The organism is Micromonospora sp. S4605, from assembly GCF_003176715.1.
In the GTDB taxonomy this organism is placed as follows: Bacteria; Actinomycetota; Actinomycetes; order Mycobacteriales; family Micromonosporaceae; genus Micromonospora; species Micromonospora echinaurantiaca.
In genome coordinates this window covers 1-22719 of sequence record NZ_QGSW01000018.1, presented here as the reverse complement: position 1 = coordinate 22719, position 22719 = coordinate 1, and the positions used below count along the sequence as shown (strand labels likewise).

Below are 22719 nucleotides of genomic sequence, written 5' to 3'. Positions count from 1 at the left end.
GTCGTTGTACATGGCGTACCCGCGCCACACCCCGGGTGCTGGCGTGCGGGTGGAGCGGCCCGGCTGGATCGCGGAATGCCTGGCAGCCGCGGGTCGTTGACATCCCGGACGGCCGAAGCAGGCCACACGGTCGGCGCCCCCGGAATGGTGGGCCGGCCCGGGTCGTTGAACAACCCCGACGGGGCTGAACCGGCCCCCGGGCGCCGAGCCCCGGAATGGTGGGCCGGCCCGGATGGTTACACCCCTGGACGCCCGAGCAGGCCCCCGCGCCGCCGGGACGATCCCCCTTCCGCACGACCCTTTCCCTCACCCGCGGCCCACACCGCCCCCCTTGTGGTGTGCCGTGATGTCCCCCGGATCGAAAGGCTTGTGATCATCATGCGTACCGACATCCTGCGTAAGACCGCCCTGACCGCCGCTGGCCTCGCCTTCACCGGCGGCGCCATCGCCGCCCCCGCCACCGCCGCGTTCGCCACCCCGGCCGAGAAGCCGGCCACCTCGATCACCACCGACCGCAAGCACAACGGTGAGCGGGAACTGGGCGTGCGCTACGAGGCCCAGCCCAACTTCTACTACTGCGGCCCCGCCGCCGCCCGCAACGCCCTGAGCGTGCAGGGCAAGAACATCGACATGGACGCCATGGCCGAGCAGATGGGCACCACCGAGGCCGGCACCGACTCCATCAACGACATCACCCCGGTGCTGAACAAGGAGACCGGTAAGGACGTCTACCGCAGCGTCGAGATCCGCGACCGCGCAGCCGATGAGAAGCAGACCGACAAGCTGCGCGCCGACGTGGTCAAGGCCGTCGACGAGGGCCGCGCCGTGGTCGCCAACATCGCCGGCACCGCCACCGACACCGACGGCAACACCCACTCCTTCGAGGGCGGGCACTACATCAGCGTCGTCGGCTACCGCGACGGTGGTAACACGGTGACCATCGCCGACTCGGCGAACCCGGACACCGCCAGCTACCGGATGAGCATCGACAACCTCGCCGACTGGATCGCCACCCGCGGCTACACCGCCTGACAACACAAGAACACAAGCAACACCACGAAGGGCCGACCCCCAACCCGGGGGCCGGCCCTTCGTGGTGTTCGCGTTTCCCGGTATCGGGAGCGGGAACCCGCCGCCGGGAACCGACCGACCGTACGCCGAGGGGAGTGGTCCGGTGGGGTACCACAGCGGGCGTACCGTGGCCGCGGTGCGCCGTACGCCCGTGGCCGGAGCGCCGTTGTACTGCGACGCCCGGGAGTACGGCCTGCGGGGCGACGGCGTCACCAACGACCAGCCCGCGCTGGCCGCGCTGGTGGACCGCCTCGGCGAGGGCTACGCGGCCGACGGGCGGGCCCGGGTCATCTACTGCCCACCGGGCATCTACTCGATCCGCGACGCCGGCACGGTCTGGCGCAGCGGGGTGTCGCTGATCGGCGCCGGACCCGGGGCGACCCGCTTCCTGCTGAGCAACGAGGGGAACCGGGCCGACCCGACGCCGCTGGCGTTCTGGACCACCGTGCAGCACGGCGCAAACCGGGACCGGCACATCGCCGACTGCACCTTCGCCGACTTCGAGATCGACGGCTCGGGGGTGGCCCTGGCGCAGTACAACTACCTCGCCAAGGGGCTCGGCCTGCAGTACGTGGTGCGGGGCATCTTCCGCAACCTCTACATCCACCACACCGGAGCGACCGGGCTCGGCTGCGACTTCCTCCAGGACAGCCTGATCGACGGGGTGGTGGTGGTCGGCTGTGGCCGGCTGGACAACGGTGAGGAGATGGGTGGCGCCGGCATCGGCGTGGGCATCGGCGGCTGGGGCGCGGTGGAGCGGCTCACCATCGCCAACTCCACCGCCCTCGGCAACGGCACCAACGGCATCTTCCTGGAACTCCAGAAGGACTACTGGACGCCCCCGCGCGGCTACCGCATCATCGGCTGCCACAGCGAGGCCAACAGGTTCGGCATCTCCGACTGGGGCGCGGACGGCCTGATCGTCACGGCCTGCACGATGACCGGCAACCTGGAGGCCGGGTTCGACGTGTCGGCCAACGGCACGGCCGGGATCGCCGGTCGCGGCGGCCTGCTCACCGACTGCGTCATCGACGGCAACATCGGCGACGGGGTGAGCATGGGCAACACCCCCGGCCCGTACACGGTCCGGGGCAACCGGATCAGCCGCAACGGCGGCCACGGCTACCGCGAACACGTGCTCGGTGACGGCTACCGCGGCCCGGCGTCGGACGTCGTGATCGACAGCAACGAGATCTGGGAGAACGGCTGCGACGGGATCCGGATCGACCGGCCGATGACCGACCCGACGATCGTCGGCAACCGGATCCGCAACAACGGCCGCCGATGCGCCCCGGCGGCCTCCGGCGGCGGCGAGTCGGTGTGGTACGGCACCCGGTCCATGACCGACCGCAGCGCCGACTGGACCCAGGACGGGCACCGGGGCAAGGTGCTGCGGGTCGGGTCGCGGGCGGCGGTGGTGGCCGGCAACACCGACACCGAACTGGCCCTGGCCGAGATCCGTCCGGACACCGTGACCGCCTGGAACGAGGACACCCCGGGGCCCGGCACCCGGTACGTTCTGCCCGACGCCCCACCGGTGCGGGCCGGAATCACCGTCAACGCCGTCGTGGACTCGGCGATCGTCCGCGGCAACCGGATCTGGGACCGGCGGGACCAGCAGACGCAGACCTACGGGGTGTGGGTCACCGAGCGCGGCCGGTGCGTGGCCTGTCGGATCGACGACAACGACTTCGCCGGCAACGCCTCGGGTCCGGTGCGGCTGGACACGCCCCTGGACGGCGGCAGCTGGTACCGCAACCACGACGACGGTCACTGACCGCGCCGCGGCGGGCGCCGCTCAGGCCGCGTCGTCGGCCGGCTTCGCCGCGCTGGCCTGCGCGTGCCGGTCCCGCAACCGGGCCCGGATCTCCTCCGGGGTGTACGCGCGCCGCCGCCGCTCCGCGCGGGCGATCACCACGCCGGAGGCCGCTACACCGGCGAGACCCGCGAGCCCGAGCACCTTCCACCACCGCAACCGTCGCCGCATCGGCCTAGGGTAGACGGCCATGAGGGTGCGAATCAGCGGTCCGGCCCACGGTGGCGTGTCGGGCGACGGTGGGGCGCCGGCATGAGCGTGAGCCTGGACGAGGCGGTCGAGTTGACCCGTACCGGCGACCTGTGGGTGTTCCGCGGTCGCAGCGTGCCGGACCGGGCCATCCAGTTCACCACCAACAGCCCGGTCAACCACGTCGGCATGGCGGTGGTGCTGGACGACATGCCGCCACTGATGTGGCACGCCGAGCTCGGCCGGTCGCTGCCGGACCTGTGGTCGGGCACCCACCAGCGCGGCGTGCAGCTGCACGACCTGCGGGACGCGGTCTGCGTCTGGGCGACCCGGTACGGCCAGCGGGCCTGGCTGCGCCAGCTCGACCCGCCCGCGGACGCCGGGATGGAGGACGCGGTGTTGCGTACCGTGGCCCGCCTGGACGGCACGCCCTTCCCGTCCACCGCCCAGCTCGCCTGGCGCTGGTTGCGTGGCCGGGTACCGGCGGTCCGGCTGCCGGCACCCGGGCGCCAGGGTGGCACGGGCACGCCCGTGCGCGACGGCGCGCTGGAGTCGGCGTACTGCGCGGAGGTCGTCGCGGTGACCTACGAGGCGATGGGGCTGCTCCCCGCCGGGCGGCGACCGAACTGGTACGACCCGGGCCGGTTCTGGAGCGGCGACGACCTCGGCCTGACCGGTGGTGCCCAGCTCGGGGCCGAGATCGAGGTGCTGGTACCGGCGCGTTGAGGTTTGGTCGGCCGGCTGATCGGCAATTGTCAGCCGGGTGAGAGCCTCCACCGACCTGGACACGCTGACCGACTTCTTCGACCGGTACGGCGTGGCGCTGACCGCCGGCGACGTGCCCGCCATCGCCGGCTGCTACGCCCTGCCAGGGCTGGTGGTCGCCGACACGTACAGCTTCTCGTTCACCTCGCCGGCGGCGGTCGCACTGTCCTTCGTGGGCGCCGCGCCGGACTACCGGGAGCGGGAGCTGGTCGCCGCGCACGCCGCCATCGAGGACGTGCAGCCGGTCTCCGCCCTGCTGACCATGGTGGCCGTCGAGTGGGAGTTCCTGGACAGCCAGGGGCGGAAGGTGCCCGGCGAGCGGTACCGCTACCTGCTGCGGACCACCGACCGGGGCCCGGTCATCTGCACGGTGGTGCGGACCGCCTGACCCGCCGCCGGGTCGCCCGAGCCGGGCGGGCCCGGGCGGCCGGCCCTGCCCGGACCGGGACGACGGGCCGGGTGGGGGAATCGGCTCACGGCCGCCCGGTGGGCACCCAGAACCGCAGCTTGCCGGCGCGCTCGTCGGCGAGCACCCCGCCGTTGCGCTCGATCACCCGCCGCGAGGCGAGATTGTCCACGTCGCAGGTGACCAGCGCCGGGTCGATGTCGAGCCGGTGGGCCACCGGCAGTGCCGCGCGCAGCATGGCGGTGGCGTGCCCGCGGCGTCGGGCGGTGGGCCGTACGTCGTAGCCGATGTGGCCGCCGACCTCCCGCAGCTGTGGGGTGAGCCGGTGCCGGACGGAGATCCGGCCGAGGTACTCGTCGCCGTCGACCCACCACAGGGTGGTGTCCGGCGCCCAGCCCGCCGGCCGCGGCGTCTCCGGCAGCGCCTGGGCGCGCAGGTCGGCCACGTACCGGGCGAACGCCTCCGGGCGGTGCCAGGTCGCCGCGTACCGGCGGATCTCGGTGCCGACCATGGTGTGGTCCTGCCGGTCGCCCCGGCCCTCGGCCTGGAACTCGGCCATCGCTGCCAGGAAGCTGGCGTGTACCCGTTCGGTCGGCGGCGTCAGCGCGGGCATGTGCCGATCAGACCCGAACCGCCGCCGGTCGGCCAACCGTTTTCGGCGGCGCACCGGCCGGTCGGTCGGATCGCGGACGGCTCCGTTCCACCCGAGCAGGACCGCTGGCTACGCTGGCGAGTCGGCTCCGACGAGGGGGGAACGGATGTCTGTGCGGCCCGCCGGTGGTCCCGGACGGCCCGCCGCATCCCGGGTGCTGGCGTCGGTGCCCTGGGTCATCGTCCTGCTCGGTGTCGGCCTGCTGACCGCGATGCTGGTGGTCGCGCTGGTGGCGTTCCGCGCCCCCGAACGCCGCCCGATGGCCGAGCCGCCGCCGACCCAGCCGCTGTCCCTGCCGTCCCTGCCCGCCCTACCGGGACTGGCGCCGGCGACCCCGACCCCGACGTCGGCCACCCCGTCGGCCCAGGTCACCCCGCGACCACCGGTGCCCGCCGGTGCCCGCTCGCCGCGCCCCGCCGACCGGGCCGACGGCGCGCTGACCGCCGGCTACCGGGTGACCGGGAGCTACCGCGACTCCTTCACCGCCCGGCTGGTGGTCGGCAACGGCACCGACGACGCCCGCGAGTGGCGGGTGGAGCTGCTCTTCGGCGGCAACGTGAAGAGCATCCAGGTCTACTCCGGAGGCGCCGGGATCGCGGTGACGAGCACCGGCGCCGGCCGGTACACGCTGCGCGGCACCGGCCCGTTGGACCCCGGGCAGAGCCGGACGCTCGGGCTGCGGTTCACCCGCCACGGCACCGGTGACCGCCCGGGAAGCTGCACGGTGAACGGCGCCGACTGCGTCATCGGCTGAGCGGTGGGCCCGGCCGGCACGGGGCCGGGCGCACGCCGCCGCCGCGCCGCCGACCGTTACGCTTCCGACGACCGCTGGAGGGATGAGATGTCCGGCACGGGCCGAGCACCGAGCAAGTCGTACGGCACGACCGCCGTCGCGTCCTCGCCCTGGATCGTGGTGTCGATCGGCGTGGCCGTGATGGTGGTGCTGCTGGTCGTCGCGCTCGGGGCGTACCGGGGGCGCAGTCCCGACTTCGACGCGCAGCCCGGCCCGCCGCCGCCCACGGTCGCCCTGCCCGAACTGCCCCTGCCGCCGACCGCCTCCGCTTCGCCGACGCCGTCCGCGCGGGCGACGCGTACGCCGGCGGAGCGCACCTCGAGCCCGTCCACCCGGCCCGCACCGAGTCGGAGCAGCCGCGCTCCCTCGCCCACCGCCGGTGGGGGCGACGCCCCGCTGGCCGTGCCGCCGTCGTCGCCGCTGAGTGGCCGCTACCGGGTGGTGAACTCGTTCCACGGCGGGTTCATCGGCGAGGTGCTGATCCGCAACTCCTCGTCGACCGGACGGGACTGGACGGCCCGGCTGACCTTCCCGGGCGGGCGGTTGGACAGCGCCTGGCTGGAGGGCGGGCCACAGGGGACGGTGAGCCGCACCGACGACGGCTTCAGCTACCGCAGCGGCCAGGACCTGGCCGGCGGCGCCTCGGTGGCGCTGCGGTTCCATGTCGAGCGCGCGGACAGCCGGCCGGCGAGCTGCACCGTCGACGGCGTCGGCTGCACCGGCCTCTGACACCACCGCGGCACCTGCACGGCCCGGCGCTGAACACCGTCGGGCCGTCCATTTTGCAAGACCTCTGCTTTGTTGCGACTTGGTTTGCAAGGTATTGCAGAATGTTTCGGCAAGGGCTAGCGTGCGGGCCAATCAGCGACCAGAGGAAGGCCGTCGATGAAACCCCCGCCGATACCGCGCAAGGCCCTGCTCTCCCTCGTCTGCCTGCTCGTCGTCGCCCTCGTCGCGGTACCGGTCGCCGTGCGCCAGTTCGACGGCGCCGCCACCGGCCAGGCGGGCGCCGACCCGCTCGCCGCCACCGGGGCGGTGCAGTGGAGCGCCGAACCGTCCGCCGAGGCACTGCTGCGCGCGGGCACCGACGACGCCCGGGCCGAGCAGTTCTACTTCGTCCTGCCGGACCGGTTCGCCAACGGCGACCGGCGCAACGACCGGGGTGGGCTGGCCGGCGACCGGCTCAGCACCGGCCTCGACCCCGCCGACAAGGGCTTCTACCACGGCGGTGACCTCCACGGCGTGATGGACCGGCTCGACTACATCCAGGGGCTGGGCACGACGGCGATCTGGCTCGCCCCGGTCTTCAAGAACCGGCCGGTGCAGGCCCGCGGCGACGACGTCTCCGCCGGGTACCACGGCTACTGGATCACCGACTTCACCCAGGTCGACCCGCACTTCGGCACGAACGAGGACCTGAAGCGGCTGGTCCGGCTCGCCCACCAGCGCGGCATCAAGGTCTACCTGGACGTCATCGTCAACCACACCGCTGACGTCATCCGCTACGGCGAGTCCGCCACCTACGTGGACAAGGCGAGCGCGCCGTACAAGGACGCGCAGGGGCGTGCCTTCGAGGACCGGAACTACGCCGACGGCAGCCGCGACTTCCCGCCGGTGAACGCGCAGTCCTTCCCGTACCCGCCGACGTTCGGCAACCCGGCCGACGCGAAGGTCAAGGTGCCGGCGTGGCTGAACGACCCGACGATGTACCACAACCGGGGCGACTCCACCTTCGCCGGCGAGAACAGCGAGTACGGCGACTTCTTCGGCCTGGACGACCTGTGGACCGAGCGTCCCGAGGTGGTGCGCGGCCTCACCGAGGTCTACTCCGACTGGGTGGTGCAGACCGGGGTCGACGGCTTCCGGCTGGACACCGTCAAGCACGCCAACCTGGAGTTCTGGCCGCAGTTCAGCCAGGGCGTCGAGCGGGCCGCCGCCCGCGCCGGCAAGCCGGACTTCTTCATGTTCGGCGAGGTCTACAGCGCCGACCCGGAGATCACCTCGACGTACGTGCGGCGCGGCGGGCTGCCGGCCACCCTCGACTTCGCCTTCCAGGAGGCGGCCCGCGGCTACACCGCCGGCGACGGCTCGGCCAAGGCCCTCGCCGACGTGTACGCCCGCGACGACCTCTACAACTCCCGGGACACCGACGCGGGCCGGCTGACCACCTTCCTCGGCAACCACGACATGGGCCGGATCGGCGGGTTCATCGCGAACGGGGGCACCGACCCGGCCAGCCACCTACGCCGCGACCGGCTCGCCCACGAGCTGATGTTCCTCACCCGCGGCCAGCCGGTGGTCTACTCCGGCGACGAGCAGGGCTTCACCGGACCGGGCGGCGACAAGGACGCCCGGCAGGACATGTTCGCCTCGCGTACCCCCGACTACCTCGACGACGACCTGCTCGGCACCGACCGCACCCATTCGGTCGACCAGTACGACCCGGCGCACCCGCTCTACCGGGCCATCGCCGAGCTGGGTCGGCTGCGCCAGGCCCACCCGGCGCTGCGCGACGGGGTGCAGGTCACCCGGTACGCCGCCGACGGGCCGGGCGTCTTCGCCTTCTCCCGGATCGACCCGAAGCAGCGCACCGAGTACGTGGTCGCGGTGAACAACGCCGCCACCGAGCAGACTGTCACCGTGGACACCTGGTCGGCCGGTGCCACCTTCACCGGCGTCTACGGCGGCTCCGCCGCCCCGGTCGCCGCCGCCGACGGCAAGCTCACCCTGACCGTGCCGCCGCTGTCGGCAGTGGTGCACCGCGCCGGCACGCCGATCGCACTGCCCGACGGCGCGCCCTCGGTCACCATCACCACCCCCGCCCCGGACCAGCCGGTCGCCACCAAGGCCGCGATCACCGCGCAGGTCACCGGGGACCCGCTGGCCACCGTCACGGTCGCCGCCCGGGTCGCCGGCGGCCGGTGGACCCTGCTCGGCAGCGCCGACCGGGCGCCGTACACGGTCCACCACGACCTGGCCGGGCTGGCCGCCGGCACGACGATCGAGTACAAGGCGGTGGTGCGCGACGGCAAGGGGCGGACCGCCACCGCCCGCTCCACCGCCACCGTGGGCACCCCGGGGCAGGCATCCTCGCGGGACTGGGTGGTGGTGCACTACCAGCGCCCGGCGGGCGACTACCCGGACTGGAGCCTGTACGCCTGGGGCGACATCGACCCCGGCTACGTCACCGAGTGGCCCACCGGTCAGCCGTTCGCGGGCACCGACTCGTACGGCCGGTTCGCCTGGGTGAAGCTCAAGCCCGGGGCGAAGTCGGTCGGCTTCCTGGTGGTCGACAAATTCGGGAACAAGGACGTCGAGCAGGACCGCACCATCGACGTGACACAGACCGGTGAGGTCTGGGTCAAGCAGGGCGACCCGACCATCCACCCGAGCCGGGAGGCGGCCACCGGCGAGCCGGACCCGCCGGTCGCCGACGGCACCGCGGTCATCCACTACCGCCGGGCCGACGGCAACTACGACGGCTGGGGGCTGCACCTCTGGGACGGCGCGGCCAACCCGACCGACTGGGCCACCCCGATGCCGCCGACCAGCATCGACTCGTTCGGCGCGGTGTTCCGGGTGCCGCTGGCGGCCGGCGCCACCGGGCTGAGCTACATCATCCACTCCGGCGACGAGAAGGACCTGCCGGAGGACCAACGGCTCGACTTCGCCGACGCCGGGCGGGAGGTCTGGCTGCTCGCCGGCGTCCGGGGTCGGCTGCTGCCGTCGACCGCCACCGGCACCGGCCGGGACACCGACATCACCAGGCAGCGGGCGCACTGGATCGACCGGTCCACCGTCGCCTGGCAGACCGGGCCCACCGACGGCAAGGCGTACGCCCTGGTGACCGCGCCGGCCGGCGGGGTGAGCGTGGTCGACGGCGAGCTGGCCGGCACGTACACCTCGCTGCCGCTGCGGGCGCAGCGCAACGGGCTCACCGAGGCCCAGCGCGCGGCCTTCCCGCACCTGTGGGCCTACCAGAGCTTCACCCTGGATCGGCGGGACCTGGCCAGGGTGCCGGCCGCCCTGCGCGGCCAGCTGCTGGTGACCGAGCGGGACGCCGAGGGCGAGCTGCTCGCCGCCACCGGCGTGCAGCTTCCCGGGGTGCTCGACGACGTCTACGCCCGGGCCACCGACGCCCGCCTCGGCCCCACCTTCTCCGGCGGGGCGCCGACGCTGTCGGTCTGGGCGCCCACCGCCCGCACGGTCTCGCTCCAGCTCTTCGACTCGCCCACCGGGCAACCGAAGACGGTGGCGATGAGCCGGGACGACCGCACCGGCGTCTGGTCGGTGCGCGGCGCGCGCAACTGGGTCGGGAAGTACTACCGCTACCAGGTCGAGGTGTGGCAGCCGGCGGCCCAGCGGGTGGTCACCGCCGCGGTGACCGACCCGTACTCGCTGGCGCTCGCGCCGAACTCGACGCACAGCCAGCTCGTCGACCTCACCGACCCGAAACTCGCCCCGCCCGGCTGGGCGAAGCTGCGCAAGCCGGCGGCGGTGCCGTCGACCCGGGCGCAGATCTCCGAGCTGTCGGTGCGGGACTTCTCCATCGCCGACACCACCGTGCCGGCGCAGCGGCGCGGCACCTACCTGGCCTTCACCGACCCGGGCACGGCCGGCATGACGCATCTCAGGTCGCTCGGCGAGGCCGGGGTGACCCACCTGCACCTGCTGCCCGCGTTCGACTTCGCCACCATCCCCGAGCGGCGGGCCGACCAGCGGCAGCCGGCCTGCGACCTGGCCGCGCTGCCGCCGGACTCGGACGAGCAGCAGAAGTGCGTGGCGGCCGTCGCCGACACCGACGGCTACAACTGGGGGTACGACCCGCTGCACTACACGGTGCCCGAGGGCGGCTACGCGGTCGACCCGGCCGGGGCGAAGCGGACCACCGAGTTCCGGCAGATGGTCGCCGGCATCAACGGCGCCGGCCTGCGGGTGGTGATGGACGTGGTCTACAACCACACCTCGGCCGCCGGCACCGACCCGAAGTCGGTGCTCGACCAGGTGGTGCCCGGCTACTACCACCGGCTGCTGGAGGACGGCACGGTCGCCAACTCGACCTGCTGCGCCAACACCGCCCCCGAGCACGCGATGATGGGCAAGCTGGTGGTGGACTCCCTGGTCACCTGGGCCCGGGCGTACAAGGTGGACGGGTTCCGGTTCGACCTGATGGGGCACCACCCGAAGGCGAACATCGTGGCCGTGCGGCAGGCGCTGGACAAGCTGACCCTGGCCCGCGACGGGGTCGACGGGAAGTCGATCCTGCTCTACGGCGAGGGCTGGAACTTCGGCGAGGTGGCGAACGACGCCCGCTTCGTGCAGGCCACCCAGGCGAACATGGCCGGCACCGGGATCGGCACCTTCAACGACCGGCTCCGCGACGCGGTACGCGGCGGCGGGCCGTTCGACGCCAACCCGCGCCAGCAGGGCTTCGCCTCCGGCCTGTTCACCGACCCCAACGGCGACCCGGTGAACGGGTCGGCGGCCGACCAGCGGGCCCGGCTGCTGCACCAGCACGACCTGATCAAGGTGGGGCTGACCGGCAACCTGGCCGGCTACCGGTTCACCAACTCCGCCGGCGAGCGGGTCACCGGCGCCCAGGTCGACTACAACGGCTCGCCCGCCGGCTACACCGCGGCGCCGGGGGAGGCGGTCACCTACGTCGACGCGCACGACAACGAGATCCTGTACGACGCGCTGGCGTACAAGCTGCCGCAGGACACCTCGGCGGCGGACCGGTCCCGGATGCAGGTGCTCGCCCTGAGCACCGTGGTGATGGGCCAGGGCACGGGCTTCGTCACCACCGGCACCGAGCGGCTGCGCTCGAAGTCGCTGGACCGCAACTCGTACAACTCGGGGGACTGGTTCAACCAGATCCGATGGGACTGCGCCCAGGGCAACGGGTTCGGCGCCGGCCTGCCGCCCGCGCAGGACAACCAGGACAAGTGGTCGTACGCCCGGCCGCTGCTGGCCGACCCGGCGCTGGTCCCGGACTGCGCGGCGATCGACACCACCGCCGCCCGGTACGCCGAACTGCTGCGGATCCGGGCGTCCTCGCCGGTGTTCGGGCTGACCACCGCCGAGCAGGTGCAGCAGCGGGTCGCCTTCCCGCTCTCCGGCGCCGCGGAGACCCCCGGCGTGCTGACCATGACGCTGGACGGCCGCGGCCTGGACCCGCGGTGGAAGTCCGTCACCGTGGTCTTCAACGCCACCGCGGAGACGGCGACGCAGCGGCTGACCGGGCTGCGCGGGGCGGACGTGACGCTGCACCCGGTGCTGCGCACCTCGGCCGACCCGGTGCTGCGGACCGCCTCGTTCGACGCGTCGACCGGCACGTTCACCGTGCCGGCGCGGAGCGTCGCGGTGTTCGTGCTGCGCTAGTGCGCACGGGGTCGGCCCCCTGCCACCTCGGGTGGCAGGGGGCCGACCTTTCCGTCGCTGTTACGGCTGTCGCGTTGCTCAGTCGAAGCAGTCCTCGACGGTGTTGGCGCAGTTGGTGGGGTCGTTGTCGGTGATGGTGGAGTCGTCGTCGAGCTTGACCTTGCCATCGTTGTTGAAGATGCCGCCGGCGATCCCCTTGTGGTTCTTGTCCTTGTCGTTGTCCCAACCGTTGTCCCGGTCGTTGTCCTTCTCGTTGCCGTTGTCGGCCTTGTTCTTGGTGACCTTGGTGTTGGTCAGGGTCACCTTGCCTTCGTTGTTGTAGATGCCGCCGCCGTTCTTGCCGGCGAAGTTCTCCTTGATCTTGGTGTCGCGCAGGACCAGGGTGGCCCCGTCGTCCTCGCGGTCGTCGTGGTTGGACCAGTTGCCGCCGTTGTGCTTGTCCTCGAAGGGCTTGCCGTTGAAGACGCCGCCACCGAAGCGGTTCGCGCTGTTCTCGAGGATCTCGCTGTCGGTGACGGTGGCCGTGGCGCGCTTCTCCTCGTCTTTGTCCTGGCCGTTGGACCAGTGGTTCTTCTTGTCCTTGTCGTCGCTGCTGACGTTGTAGATGCCGCCGCCGTCCTTGTGGGCCTTGTTCTTCTCGATCTTGCTGTTGTCGACCTTCAGGACCGTGTCGACGGCGGCGATGCCGCCGCCGTTCTCGCCGGCGGTGTTGTTCTTGATGAAGGTCCAGCTGACCTCGACGAAGCCGTCGTTGCTGAACAGGCCGCCGCCGTTCTTCTTGGCGGTGTTGCCCTCGATCAGGGTCTTCTCGATCGTGACCGTGCCGGCCTTGTCGTCGTCGCGCTTGTCGCGGTCGTCGTGGCGGCCGCCGCTGTTGTGGTTGTCCTTGCCGTGGTTGTCCTTGCCGTGGTTGTCCTTGTCCTTGTCGCCGTGGCCGTTGGCGACGCCGCCGCCGTTCTTGCCCGCGGTGTTGTTGGTGATGCGCGACTCGGGGCCCTTGCCGTCGTGGGAGCCCTTGACGTCGAGGATGCCGGCGTTGAAGATGGCGCCGCCGTCCTTTTCGGCGTGGTTGTTGTCGAAGGTGCTGCCCTCGACCTTGAGCCGGCCGAAGTTGGCGACGGCACCGCCGTTGTTCTCGGCGCTGTTGAGGAAGAACTTGGTGTTCACCAGGTGGGCCTCGCCGCCGCGTTCGACCAGCAGGCCACCGCCGTCGCCCTCGTGCTCCTTGTCGTCCTTGCGGTCCCGGTCCTCGCCGTCCTTGCCGTTCCAGTCCTTGCCGTCCTTGCCGTCCTTGCCGTCCTTGCCGTCCTTGCCGTCCTTGCCGTCCTTGCCGTCCTTGCCAGACGACGCCTGGGCGGCCGCCCGCTGCGCGGCCGCCTTCTGGACAGCAGCCTTCAGGGCCTCCGCCAGCTTGGCCTGCGCCGCCTGCTGCGCAGGCGTCTGCTGCCCGGCCGCCGGCTGCGCCGGGGCGGGCGCCGGGGCAGGAGCACCGCCGCCGGTCCCGGACTGGTTGCCGTTGTGCTTGTCCTTGCCGTCGTGCTTGTCCTTGTCGTCGTGCTTGTCCTTGTCGTCGTGCTTGCGGTCCTCGCCGGCGGCGCCGTTACGGACCTCGACGTCCTTGAGGGTCAGGTCGCCGCCGTTGGCGACGCGGAAGATCCGGAAGCCCTCCTCGGCCTCCCGCTTGATCGTCGCGCCGTTGCCCTCGATGGTGATTTCCTGCTTGATCGTCGGCAGGCCCGCCTCGGACTTCTTGTCGTGCTGGTCGAGCTCGTAGGTGCAGTCCTTGGCCAGCTTCAGGGTGCCGCCGTCATCACGGTTGGCCAGGTCGAGGGCCTCGACGAGGTCGTCGTCGTCGCACTCCACCTCCCGCACGTCATCGCGGTCGTCCTTGTCCCTGCCCTTGTCGTCCTTGCCCTTGTCCTTGTGGTCCCGGCCCTTGTCGTCCTTGGCCTCGTCCTTGGCCTCGTCCTTGGCCTTGTCCTTGCCGTCGTCGCTGACCAGCTGGGAGGTCGACCACTTGACGTCGGTCAGCCGGTGCGAGCCGGTCACCCCGGTGGTGGCGTAGGCGACGCCCGCGAGGCTGACCGCTCCCGTGAGGCCAGCAACGCCGGTGACGAGCCAGAGCCGGCGCCGGCGGAACGGTGACGTCTTCTCGCCGGTCGCGTCATTGTTATTGCGAAGGTAGTTGGACATCAGAGCTCTCTGCCCTCTCCTTGTACCCAGACAAGGTCGCTTCGCCGTGGCGAGGCGGCCTTCGCTACAAATCGGTTGTAGCTGCTGAACCACACCGTATGAGAGTGTTCTTCACTATGGGGGCGAATCTGAAGAAACCCCACATTGGGTATAACCGACGCGGACGGCAGGAGCGGGGACACCCTGACCGGCTCGGCATGACCGGTACGGAGAACGCGGCCGGTGGCGGAAAGCTCACGGACGCCGCCGGCCCGCGACCGGTGGCGGAAAGCTCGCGGCGATGCCGGGGAGGGGCAACGGTGATGATCGGGCACGCTCGACGTAGCGCTGGGCAGGCAGGGCGTGGGAGGGCGAGAGACGCCGACGGGCCCCACCATCGGCGTCCTGACGACGAGATACGTCGCAGACGCCGGCGGTGGGGCCCGCCGTGGCCGTACCTGCGGGATCAGCCGGGCAGGCGGGGACCCGCCTCACGCTGCTCGGCCAACCAGGTCTCCACCTCGTCCGCCGCGCGCGGCAGCCCGGCGGAGAGGTTGACCGCGCCGGTGGCGGTGACCAGGACGTCGTCCTCGATCCGCACGCCGATGCCACGCAGCTCCTCGGGAACCAGCTCGTCCTCGGGCTGGAAGTAGAGCCCCGGCTCGACGGTGAGCACGTAGCCCTCGCCGAGCGTGCCGTCCCGGTACATCTCCTTGCGGGCGTTGGCGCAGTCGTGCACGTCGATGCCGAGCATGTGCCCGAAGCCGTGCAGCGTCCAGCGGCGGTAGACCGTCGACTTCTCGTCCATCGCCTCGTCCACGCTCACCGGCAGCAGGCCCAGGTCGGCCAGGCCCTCGGCGAGCACCCGCATGCAGGTCAGGTGCACGTCGCGGAACTTCACCCCCGGCCTGATGACGTCGATGCCGGCCTGCTGCGAGGCGTGCACGATGTCGTAGACCTGCCGCTGCAACGCGGTGAACCGGCCGTCGATCGGCAGCACCCGGGTCACGTCGGCGGTGTAGAGGTTGCGGTTCTCCACGCCCATGTCCATCAGCAGCAGCTCACCCGGGCGGGTGGCGCCGTTGTTGTGCACCCAGTGCAGGATCGTGGCGTGCTCGCCGGCACCGACGATCGAGTTGTAGCCGACCTCGTTCCCGTCGTGCCGGGCCCGCAGCGCGAAGACGCCCTCCAGCAGCCGCTCGGAGACGCTCCGGTCGGCCGGCAGCACCCGGGCCACGTCCTCGAAGCCCCGGACGGTGGCGTCGATGGCGTCCTGGAGCTGGGCGATCTCCCACTCGTCCTTGACCAGCTTGAGCTCCGAGATGGCGATCGCCAGCTCCCGGTCGCGGGCCGGCTGGCCCTCGGCGCGCGGCCCGTCGTACGGGCGCACGGCCGCGTCCACCCGGACGTCGAAACCGCGCAGCACCCGGGTACGCCCCGGCGCCAGATCGGCCAGCGCGGCCTCCAGCTCGGTCAGGTCGGCGGTCGGCAGGCCCAGCTCGGTCGACTTCTCGGCCAGGGTGTGCCGCCGCCCGACCCACAGCTCGCCGTGCCGGCTGCGGAAGAACTCGTCGGTCTGCCGGGACGACCGGGGCCGCATGTACAGCGTCGCGTCGTGCCCCGAGCCGTTCGGCCGCAGCACGAGCACGCTGTCCGGGTCGTGGTCGCCGGTCAGGTAGGCGAAATCGCTGCCCGGCCGGAACGGGTGGTCGGTGTCGTTGGCGCGTACCTTCTCACCGCCGGTGGGGATGATCAGCGTCTCGCCCGGGAAGGCCGCGGAGAGCGCGGCCCGGCGCTTGGCGTAGTTCGGCACCTCCGGCCGGGGGCCGACCGGCAGCGTGGTGTCCCGCCAGCCCTGCCGCATGAACGACAGGAACGCCTCCGGAAAGTCCGGGTCGTGCGATTCGGTGCCGTCCGTCGGCTTGCCACCGGTGCGTTCCTCGGTCATGCTCGCTCCCTCCTCGTTGCTGGTCCCGACGGTACCGCGCGGCCGGCGGCGCAGGGGACCGGCGGTGGCCCACCGGAGCCCGGCTTGCCGGGCCGGCGCCGGGCGGGTCCGGTACGGGGCGCGGTCCCGGGCGGCCCGTTACCCGAGGATGCCCCGCGTTGCGCCCGGACGCTGGTGCCGGACGCCGCCGCCGGCCGGGGCCCGACGAGAGCCAACGGTGCCGCGACGTCCGCTCCGGTCGCGTGAAAAGATGACCCCCATGTGCGGACTCCTGGCCTTCTTCAGCGCGCGCGGTGACGCCGCGGCCCACCGCGACAACATCGCCGGAGCGTTGGAATGCCTGCACCACCGCGGGCCGGACGAGACCGGTGTCGAGGTGGTCGGCGACGCTTCCGGTCGCTACGCGGACGGCGTGTTCGCCCACAAGCGGCTGGCGATCATCGACGTGGCGCTCAGCCACGAGCCGCTGCCCTACGCCGGCGGGCGCTACCTGCTCACCTTCAACGGCGAGATCTACAACTACATCGAGCTGCGCGAGGAGCTGATCCGCGACTACGGCGCCCAGTTCGCCACCAACGGCGACGGCGAGGTGATCGTCGCCGGCTACCACTACTGGGGTGAGCAGGTGCTCACCCGACTGCGCGGCATGTTCGCCTTCGTCATCTGGGACCGGCAGGAGCGGCGCGCGTTCGGTGCCCGCGACTACTTCGGCATCAAGCCGCTGCACTACCTGGAGACCGCGGACGGGCTCTACCTCGCCTCGGAGAAGAAGGCGCTGCTGCCGTTCGCGCACTCCAACTACGCCGGCGACGCCGGCATCGACACGGCCAACCTCAGCCACTACCTGACCCTGCAGTACGTCCCGGAGCCGGGCACCCTGCACAAGGGGATCAACCGGATCGGCTCCGGGGAGTACCTGACCTGGACCCCGGGCGGGCGGATCGACGTACGCCGGTGGTACCGGCCGGTGTTCCGGCCCACGCCGGTCGACGACGAGCAGAAGCTCTACCACGAGATCCGGGAGACGCTGCGGGAGAGCGTCCGGATGCACATGCGCTCGGACGTACCGGTCGGCTCGTTCCTGTCCAGCGGCATCGACTCCACCGCCGTGGTGGCGCTGGCTCGCGAGTTCAACCCGAACATCCTCACCTTCACCGTCGGCTACGACGTGCCGGGCTACTCCGAGATCGACGTGGCCCAGGACTCGGCCCGCCACCTCGACGTGACCACCATCCCGACGAAGATCGGGCCGCAGGACATGATCGAGGCGCTGCCGAAGATCGTCTGGCACCTGGACGACCCGGTCGCCGACCCGGCGCTGGTGCCGCTCTACTTCGTGGCGAAGAAGGCCGCCGAGCACGTCACGGTGGTGCTCTCCGGTGAGGGCGCCGACGAGTTCTTCGGCGGCTACACGATCTACCGCGAACCGCTCTCGCTGAGCACCGTCAACGGCCTGCCCGGCGGCGTGCAGAAGGGGCTGCGGGCGGTCTCCAAGGCGATCCCGCAGGGGGTCAAGGGCAAGAGCTTCCTGGAGCGCGGCACCACCCCGATCGAGCAGCGCTACTACGGCAACGCCCGGATGTTCACCGAGGAGGAGAAGCAGCACCTGCTGCGCCGCTACGACCCCTCGGTGCGCTACACCGACGTCACCGCGCCGATCTACGCCGAGTGCACCGAGCTGGACGACGTCACCAAGATGCAGTACGTCGACCTCTACACCTGGCTGCGCGGCGACATCCTGGTCAAGGCCGACCGGATCTCGATGGCCCACTCGCTGGAGGTCCGGGTGCCCTTCCTGGACCGGGAGGTCTTCGACGTGGCGGCGAAGATCCCGGTGGACCTCAAGCTGCCGCCGCGCTCCGACGCCACCAAGTACGCCATGCGCCAGGCGCTGCAGGGCGTCGTGCCGCCGGCCATCGTCAACCGCAAGAAGCTCGGCTTCCCGACCCCGACGCGGGTCTGGCTGCGCGGCGAGATGTACGAGTGGGCCCGGCACGTGCTGGCCACCTCTGGCGCCGGCGACCTGCTCGACCTGTCGTACGCGCTGCGGCTGCTGGAGGAGCACAAGCGCGAGGAGGCGGACCACTCCCGCAAGGTGTGGACGGTGCTGATCTTCTGCGTCTGGCACGCCATCTTCGTCGCCAAGACCCTCGACCCGGGCATCCAGCGCAACCAGTCCGCCCTGCTCACCAAGCCCGTCGTCGGCTCCATGGTCCGCTGACCCCGCGCGGGCTGCCCGCACCTGGATCAAGAGGTTTGCGTCGCCGGAACGGATCCGGACGACGCAAACCCCTTGATCATTTCGGGGTGGGGAAGGGGGTCAGCGGCCGGTGCAGGTGACGGTGGGCAGGGTGTTGGTGCCGGTGGTGTTGGCCAGGAAACCGAAGGTCGTGGTGCCCTCGGGGGCGATCGTGCCGTTCCAGGAGACGTTGCTCGCCGTCACCGACGTCCCGGACGTGGCGTGCGACGCGTTCCAGATCTGACTGATCGACTGGCCGCTGGGCCAGGTCCAGGTGGCTGTCCATCCGGACCAGGTCGCATTCGTGTGGTTCATGATCATGACCTCGCCCTGGAACCCGCCCTGCCAGGAGTTGACCACCTTGTAGACCGCCATGCAGTCGCCGGTGGGCGGCGGCGTGGTCGGGTCCGGCGGGGGGGTGGTCGGGTCCGGCGGCGGGGTGGTCGGGTCCGGCGGCAGCGTGCCGCCCGGGCCGACCCCGGTGACCTCACCGTTGCCGCCGTCGAAGGTGACGTCCGAGCAGCCGAAGAAGTTCTCCTGGCTGTCCGAGCGGACCCAGCGCGAGTAGATGATGTGCCGCCCGCTCTTGCCGGTCGGCAGGTTGCCGCTGAAGTAGTAGTGCCCGTCGTTGGTGCCCACCGCGCCGCGCTGCGGCGGGTTGGTCACCGTGAGGAACGGCTGCTCCTCCAGGTCGCTCCAGGCCAGCGGCCGGGTCGGGCTCCAGCTGTCCTTGGTCACGTAGAAGTAGAACGTGCCCGGGTGGTGGGCCCAGTTGCTGTACCGGAACTCCATCCGCGCCCCGGCGGTCAGGTGGGTCAGCGGCCAGTCCGTACGGGCCAGGTCGTAGCCGCGGAAACCGGTGTTGCCGCCGCTGCACAGCTGCCCGTCCGGGATGAAGCCGACGGTGCGCCCGCCCGCGTCGGAGCGGAGCACGCTGAACCAGTTGTAGAGCGAGTTGGCGCCGCTCTGCGCGACCGCGGCGGAGCAGGCGGGGTTGTTCGGCCGGATCTCACCGGTGGCGGTGAGCCCGTCCTTCCAGCACAGGAACGTCCGGCTGCCCGGGGTCATCGCCGCGCCGTGCGCGGCCGCCGGATCGGGGCCGCTGACCAGCGCGACGGCCCCCACGAGGAGGGTCGCGGCCGCGGTGAGCAACGCGGCCGTACGGGAACGGTGGGACACGGGTTCTCCTGACTCGCGGGGCGTGCCGCCCGAGCCGCCCCGCCGGAAGCGCGTGGGGTTGGCGGCCCCACGGCGACGAGCGGATACGACGATCGCGGCGACGGCCCCGGCGGGACGCGCGCCGTCGACGGCCCGCCCTGCGGGCCGGTGCCCTCGCGGAAAGAACCCGGCAGCCGTCGGCGCGCAGCCCACGCGCCGCCCGGCAAGCGTCATCCCACCACGTGCCGGAGCCGGACGCAATAGCCGTCTCTCGATGTGTCAGACGGCCCGGCGTGACCGTCAGCCCGGCGTGGCGGGGGCGTACCGCTCGGCGAGGTGCTCCCGGCCGGCCGGCGGCTCGTAGGGCTCCGGCCAGAACTCGGTGATGCCGGCGATCCGGCCGGCGTCGTCCAGGTCGAAGAAGCTCACCGCGGGCTGGTCGGCGCCGTCGACCGTGCAGGTGATCCAGGTGGCCGCCCGCGGGCCGGCGCCGGCCACGCGGGTCACCGTGACGTGCCAGTCGCCCGGGTATTCCTGGTTGAACCGGAGGAAGGCGGACCGGCCGCGGATCCGTTCCCGGGTCTGCGGCAGGTGGTAGACGACGTCGTCGGCGAGCAGCGCCGCGACCCGCGGCCAGTCCCGCGCCTCGCACGCGTCCCAGTACGCCAATACCGTGTCTTCTGCGGTCGTCATGCCGCGCACTGTGCCAGCCTGGTGCGACAAGATCTCCCCAGGAGCGTCGACGAATGGGGACCGGTTTCCCGGCGGACGGCGCGACCGGCGACGACGGAAGGACCGTGATGGGATACGCGGTGGTGCTCGGCGAGGCACTGGTCGACCTGCTCGACGCCGAGCACGACGGGGAGCCGGTCTACCGGCAGGCGGTCGGCGGCGGGCCGCTGAACGTCGCGGTCGGCGTGGCCCGGCTCGGCGGTGCGGTGCAGTTCGTCGGGTCGCTCGGCGACGACGTGCTGGCCGGCCGGATCCGCGCCTTCCTCGGCAACGCCGGGGTCGGCCTGGCCGGCGCGGTCACCGTGCCCGCCCCGACCGCGCTGGCGGTGGCCACCTTCGCCGGCCCCGAACCGGACTTCCGCTTCTACGGCGAGCCGCCCTCGTACGGGCTGCTCACCGCCGACGACCTGGACGCGGACCTGGTCGCCGGGGCCGGCGTGCTCTACTGCGGCTCGATCGTGCTGCTCCAGCCGCCGGTGCTGGCCGCCGCGCGGCGGGCCTGGTCGCTCGCCACCGGGCTGCGGGTCTTCGACCCGAACGTACGACCCCGGCTGCTGGACGGCCCGGCCGCGCTGGCCGGGCTGCGCGAGGTGGTGGCCGAATTCGCCGCCGGGGCTCACCTGGTCAAGCTCAGCACCGCCGACGCCGCGCTGCTCTATCCCGGCGAGCCGGTCGAGGGGGTGGCGGCCTACCTGCGGGAACTGGGCGCGGCGACCGCCGTGGTCACGCTCGGCGCGGCCGGCGCGGTGGTCGCCACCGCCGGCGCCGATCCGGTACGCGTGCCCGCGCCGAAGGTGCGCGCGGTGGACGCCACCGGCGCCGGCGACTCGGTGATGGCGGCGCTCGTCGCCGACCTGCTGGTCGACGGGGAGCCGGTCGAGCCGGCCGGCTGGCACGAGCGGGTGGCGTTCGCGCTGCGGGTCGCCGGGCTGGTCTGCGAGTCGGCCGGCGGGGCCACCGCGATGCCGACCCGCGCCGAGGTGCTCCGCCGCTTCGCCGACTGACCGGCCCGGCGGCCGGTCAGCTGGTGCCGTCGAGTTCGGCGTAGCCGCGGCGGGCGGCGGCCAGCGCCGGGCGGGCGCCGAACGGTGCCTCGGCGGCCACCCGCTCGGGCGGCGCGCCGCCGGTGTGCCCGGCCCGGATCAGCCAGGCCAGCTTGACCAGTTGGGCGTGCTGGGCGCGGACGAACTCGGCGTCGACCGGTTCGCCGTGCCCGGGAACCACCACGGTCGACGGGGTGGTCAGCCGGAGCAGCTCGGCGACCGCGTCCGGCCACTGCAACGGGTACGACTCCTCGAAGGCCGGCGGGCCGCTCTGCTCGACCAGGTCGCCGGCGACCAGCACGTCGGCGTCGGGCAGGTGCACCAGCAGATCGGCGTCGGTGTGGCCGCGACCGGGATGGCGCAGCACCACCTCCCGCCCGCCCACGTCGAGGGTGGCCTCGGTGTGCACGGTGTGCGTCGGCGCGAGCAGTGCCGCGTCGACCAGCTCCTCGGCGAGCGCCGGGTGCTCGTCGCGGATCTCCTCGTACGCCTCCCGGCGCAGCCGGTCCGGATGCTCGCGCAGCGCCTCGGCGGCCAGCGTGTGCGCGTACACCGGGCGGGGCGGGTCGGCGGCGAGGGTGGCGTTGCCGAAGCAGTGGTCGAAGTGGTGGTGGGTGTTCACCACCGTCCACGGGTGCGGGGTGACCGCCCGGGCCGCGGCGGCCAGCTCGGTCGCCTGCCCGGCAGTGGAGAGTGTGTCCACCAGCAGGGCGGCGCCGTCGCCGACGACCAGCGTGACGTTCACCCGCAGCAGCGGCTCGCGGTAGACGTGCACCCCGTCGGCGATCTCGACGAACCGGCCGGTCATGACGCCCGGGACGCGCGTTCCACGAAGCGCTGCCGGTCGACCAGCACCCGCTCCACCCGACCCTCGGCCACCGGCTCGCCGCCGTCGGTGACGCTGACCTCGAACAGCAGCCGGCGACCGTCGACCTTGGCCAGCCGGGCCTGGGCCACCACCGTACGGCCGACCGGCGTCGCGGCCAGGTGTTCCAGCTCGACCCGCACCCCGACGGTGGTCGACCCGGGTTGGATCCGGGTCGCCGTGGCGGCCACCGTGGCCGCCTCGGCCAGCGCGAGCACCCGGGGCGTGCCGAGCACCGGCACGTCGCCGGAGCCGACCGCCTGGGCGGTGTCGGCGTCGGTGACGGTCAACTCCACCCGGGCGGTCAGCCCCGGCGTGATGGCGTGCTCCGGCTGTTCCGGCTGTTCCTGCATGGACAAAGCCTAGACGAGTAGTTCCGAATCCCGGTCAGTGGTCGTAGGCGATCAGTGACCGGGTGACGGGTGCGCCGGTCTTGTTGTTGTGCCAGATGGCGGCAGCCATGGCCAGGAGACGCTGGGCCACCCGCAC

The 22719-nt window shown here is 72.3% G+C and carries 17 protein-coding genes and 1 pseudogene; 9 read left to right on the top strand and 9 right to left on the bottom strand.

Annotated features, from left to right (window positions below; all coding sequences use genetic code 11):
- The first annotated feature begins 378 nt into the window (after positions 1–378).
- Together DLJ47_RS00330 and DLJ47_RS00325 are read left to right on the top strand one after the other, a co-directional pair.
- The gene (locus tag DLJ47_RS00330) at positions 379–1032 is read left to right on the top strand and encodes a C39 family peptidase (protein WP_109898115.1); all 654 of its coding nucleotides are present in this window, start codon (positions 379–381) and stop codon (positions 1030–1032) included.
- A gap of 142 nt (positions 1033–1174) precedes the next feature.
- A complete protein-coding gene (locus DLJ47_RS00325; protein WP_109898111.1) occupies positions 1175–2848 on the top strand; it encodes a right-handed parallel beta-helix repeat-containing protein in 1674 nt (557 codons plus the stop codon).
- A 21-nt stretch (positions 2849–2869) separates the two neighbouring features.
- Here the strand turns inward: DLJ47_RS00325 and DLJ47_RS00320 are convergent, their stop codons facing one another.
- The gene (locus tag DLJ47_RS00320; RefSeq protein WP_088992938.1) at positions 2870–3058 is read right to left on the bottom strand and encodes a hypothetical protein; all 189 of its coding nucleotides are present in this window, start codon (positions 3056–3058) and stop codon (positions 2870–2872) included.
- A gap of 81 nt (positions 3059–3139) precedes the next feature.
- Between DLJ47_RS00320 and DLJ47_RS00315 the strand changes: the two genes are divergently transcribed.
- Together DLJ47_RS00315 and DLJ47_RS00310 are read left to right on the top strand one after the other, a co-directional pair.
- On the top strand, positions 3140–3802 hold the full coding sequence (locus DLJ47_RS00315) for a hypothetical protein (protein ID WP_109898110.1): 663 nt from the start codon (positions 3140–3142) through the stop codon (positions 3800–3802).
- Between the two features lie 37 nt (positions 3803–3839).
- Entirely contained in the window at positions 3840–4229 is a 390-nt protein-coding gene (locus DLJ47_RS00310; RefSeq protein ID WP_088992940.1) for a hypothetical protein, read from the top strand.
- A gap of 85 nt (positions 4230–4314) precedes the next feature.
- Here DLJ47_RS00310 and DLJ47_RS00305 read toward each other — a convergent pair whose 3' ends face one another.
- Positions 4315–4860 carry a GNAT family N-acetyltransferase gene (locus DLJ47_RS00305; RefSeq protein WP_109898109.1) on the bottom strand — a complete coding sequence of 182 codons (546 nt, stop codon included), beginning with the start codon at positions 4858–4860 and terminating at the stop codon, positions 4315–4317.
- A 145-nt stretch (positions 4861–5005) separates the two neighbouring features.
- On the opposite strand from DLJ47_RS00305, the gene DLJ47_RS00300 reads away from it, so the two are divergent.
- From DLJ47_RS00300 to pulA, 3 genes are all read left to right on the top strand, one after another.
- Entirely contained in the window at positions 5006–5653 is a 648-nt protein-coding gene (locus DLJ47_RS00300) for a cellulose binding domain-containing protein (protein WP_146227983.1), read from the top strand.
- 87 nt (positions 5654–5740) lie between these two features.
- Positions 5741–6421, top strand: coding sequence for a cellulose binding domain-containing protein (locus tag DLJ47_RS00295; protein ID WP_109898108.1), 681 nt, complete (start codon positions 5741–5743; stop codon positions 6419–6421).
- Positions 6422–6577: 156 nt separating this feature from the next.
- The gene (gene pulA, locus DLJ47_RS00290; protein ID WP_109898107.1) at positions 6578–12073 is read left to right on the top strand and encodes a pullulanase-type alpha-1,6-glucosidase; all 5496 of its coding nucleotides are present in this window, start codon (positions 6578–6580) and stop codon (positions 12071–12073) included.
- A 78-nt stretch (positions 12074–12151) separates the two neighbouring features.
- On the opposite strand, the gene DLJ47_RS35550 is transcribed toward pulA, so the two are convergent.
- Positions 12152–14266 (bottom strand): hypothetical protein, encoded by a 2115-nt coding sequence (locus tag DLJ47_RS35550; protein ID WP_158289753.1) that lies wholly within the window; start codon positions 14264–14266, stop codon positions 12152–12154.
- A 445-nt stretch (positions 14267–14711) separates the two neighbouring features.
- Positions 14712–16193: an aminopeptidase P family protein gene (locus DLJ47_RS00280; RefSeq protein WP_109898106.1), complete on the bottom strand. Its 1482-nt coding sequence runs from the start codon at positions 16191–16193 to the stop codon at positions 14712–14714.
- A gap of 259 nt (positions 16194–16452) precedes the next feature.
- Here DLJ47_RS00280 and asnB point away from each other — a divergent pair, with 259 nt between their 5' ends.
- Complete coding sequence (gene asnB / locus DLJ47_RS00275) at positions 16453–18414, top strand: asparagine synthase (glutamine-hydrolyzing) (protein WP_109898105.1); 1962 nt, start codon at positions 16453–16455, stop codon at positions 18412–18414.
- 99 nt (positions 18415–18513) lie between these two features.
- Here the strand turns inward: asnB and DLJ47_RS00270 are convergent, their stop codons facing one another.
- Positions 18514–19611 carry a lytic polysaccharide monooxygenase gene (locus tag DLJ47_RS00270; RefSeq protein ID WP_088992948.1) on the bottom strand — a complete coding sequence of 366 codons (1098 nt, stop codon included), beginning with the start codon at positions 19609–19611 and terminating at the stop codon, positions 18514–18516.
- 279 nt (positions 19612–19890) lie between these two features.
- On the bottom strand, positions 19891–20283 hold the full coding sequence (locus DLJ47_RS00265) for a nuclear transport factor 2 family protein (protein ID WP_109898104.1): 393 nt from the start codon (positions 20281–20283) through the stop codon (positions 19891–19893).
- A 107-nt stretch (positions 20284–20390) separates the two neighbouring features.
- Between DLJ47_RS00265 and DLJ47_RS00260 the strand changes: the two genes are divergently transcribed.
- Entirely contained in the window at positions 20391–21326 is a 936-nt protein-coding gene (locus DLJ47_RS00260) for a PfkB family carbohydrate kinase (RefSeq protein ID WP_109898112.1), read from the top strand.
- 16 nt (positions 21327–21342) lie between these two features.
- On the opposite strand, the gene DLJ47_RS00255 is transcribed toward DLJ47_RS00260, so the two are convergent.
- The 3 genes and pseudogenes from DLJ47_RS00255 to DLJ47_RS00245 form a co-directional block, all read right to left on the bottom strand.
- On the bottom strand, positions 21343–22173 hold the full coding sequence (locus DLJ47_RS00255) for an MBL fold metallo-hydrolase (RefSeq protein ID WP_109898103.1): 831 nt from the start codon (positions 22171–22173) through the stop codon (positions 21343–21345).
- Positions 22170–22583, bottom strand: coding sequence for a thioesterase family protein (locus DLJ47_RS00250; protein WP_109898102.1), 414 nt, complete (start codon positions 22581–22583; stop codon positions 22170–22172). The genes DLJ47_RS00255 and DLJ47_RS00250 overlap by 4 nt, the downstream gene beginning before the upstream one ends.
- Positions 22584–22617: 34 nt before the next feature.
- Positions 22618–22719: pseudogene (locus tag DLJ47_RS00245) on the bottom strand (IS982 family transposase); the annotation flags it as partial.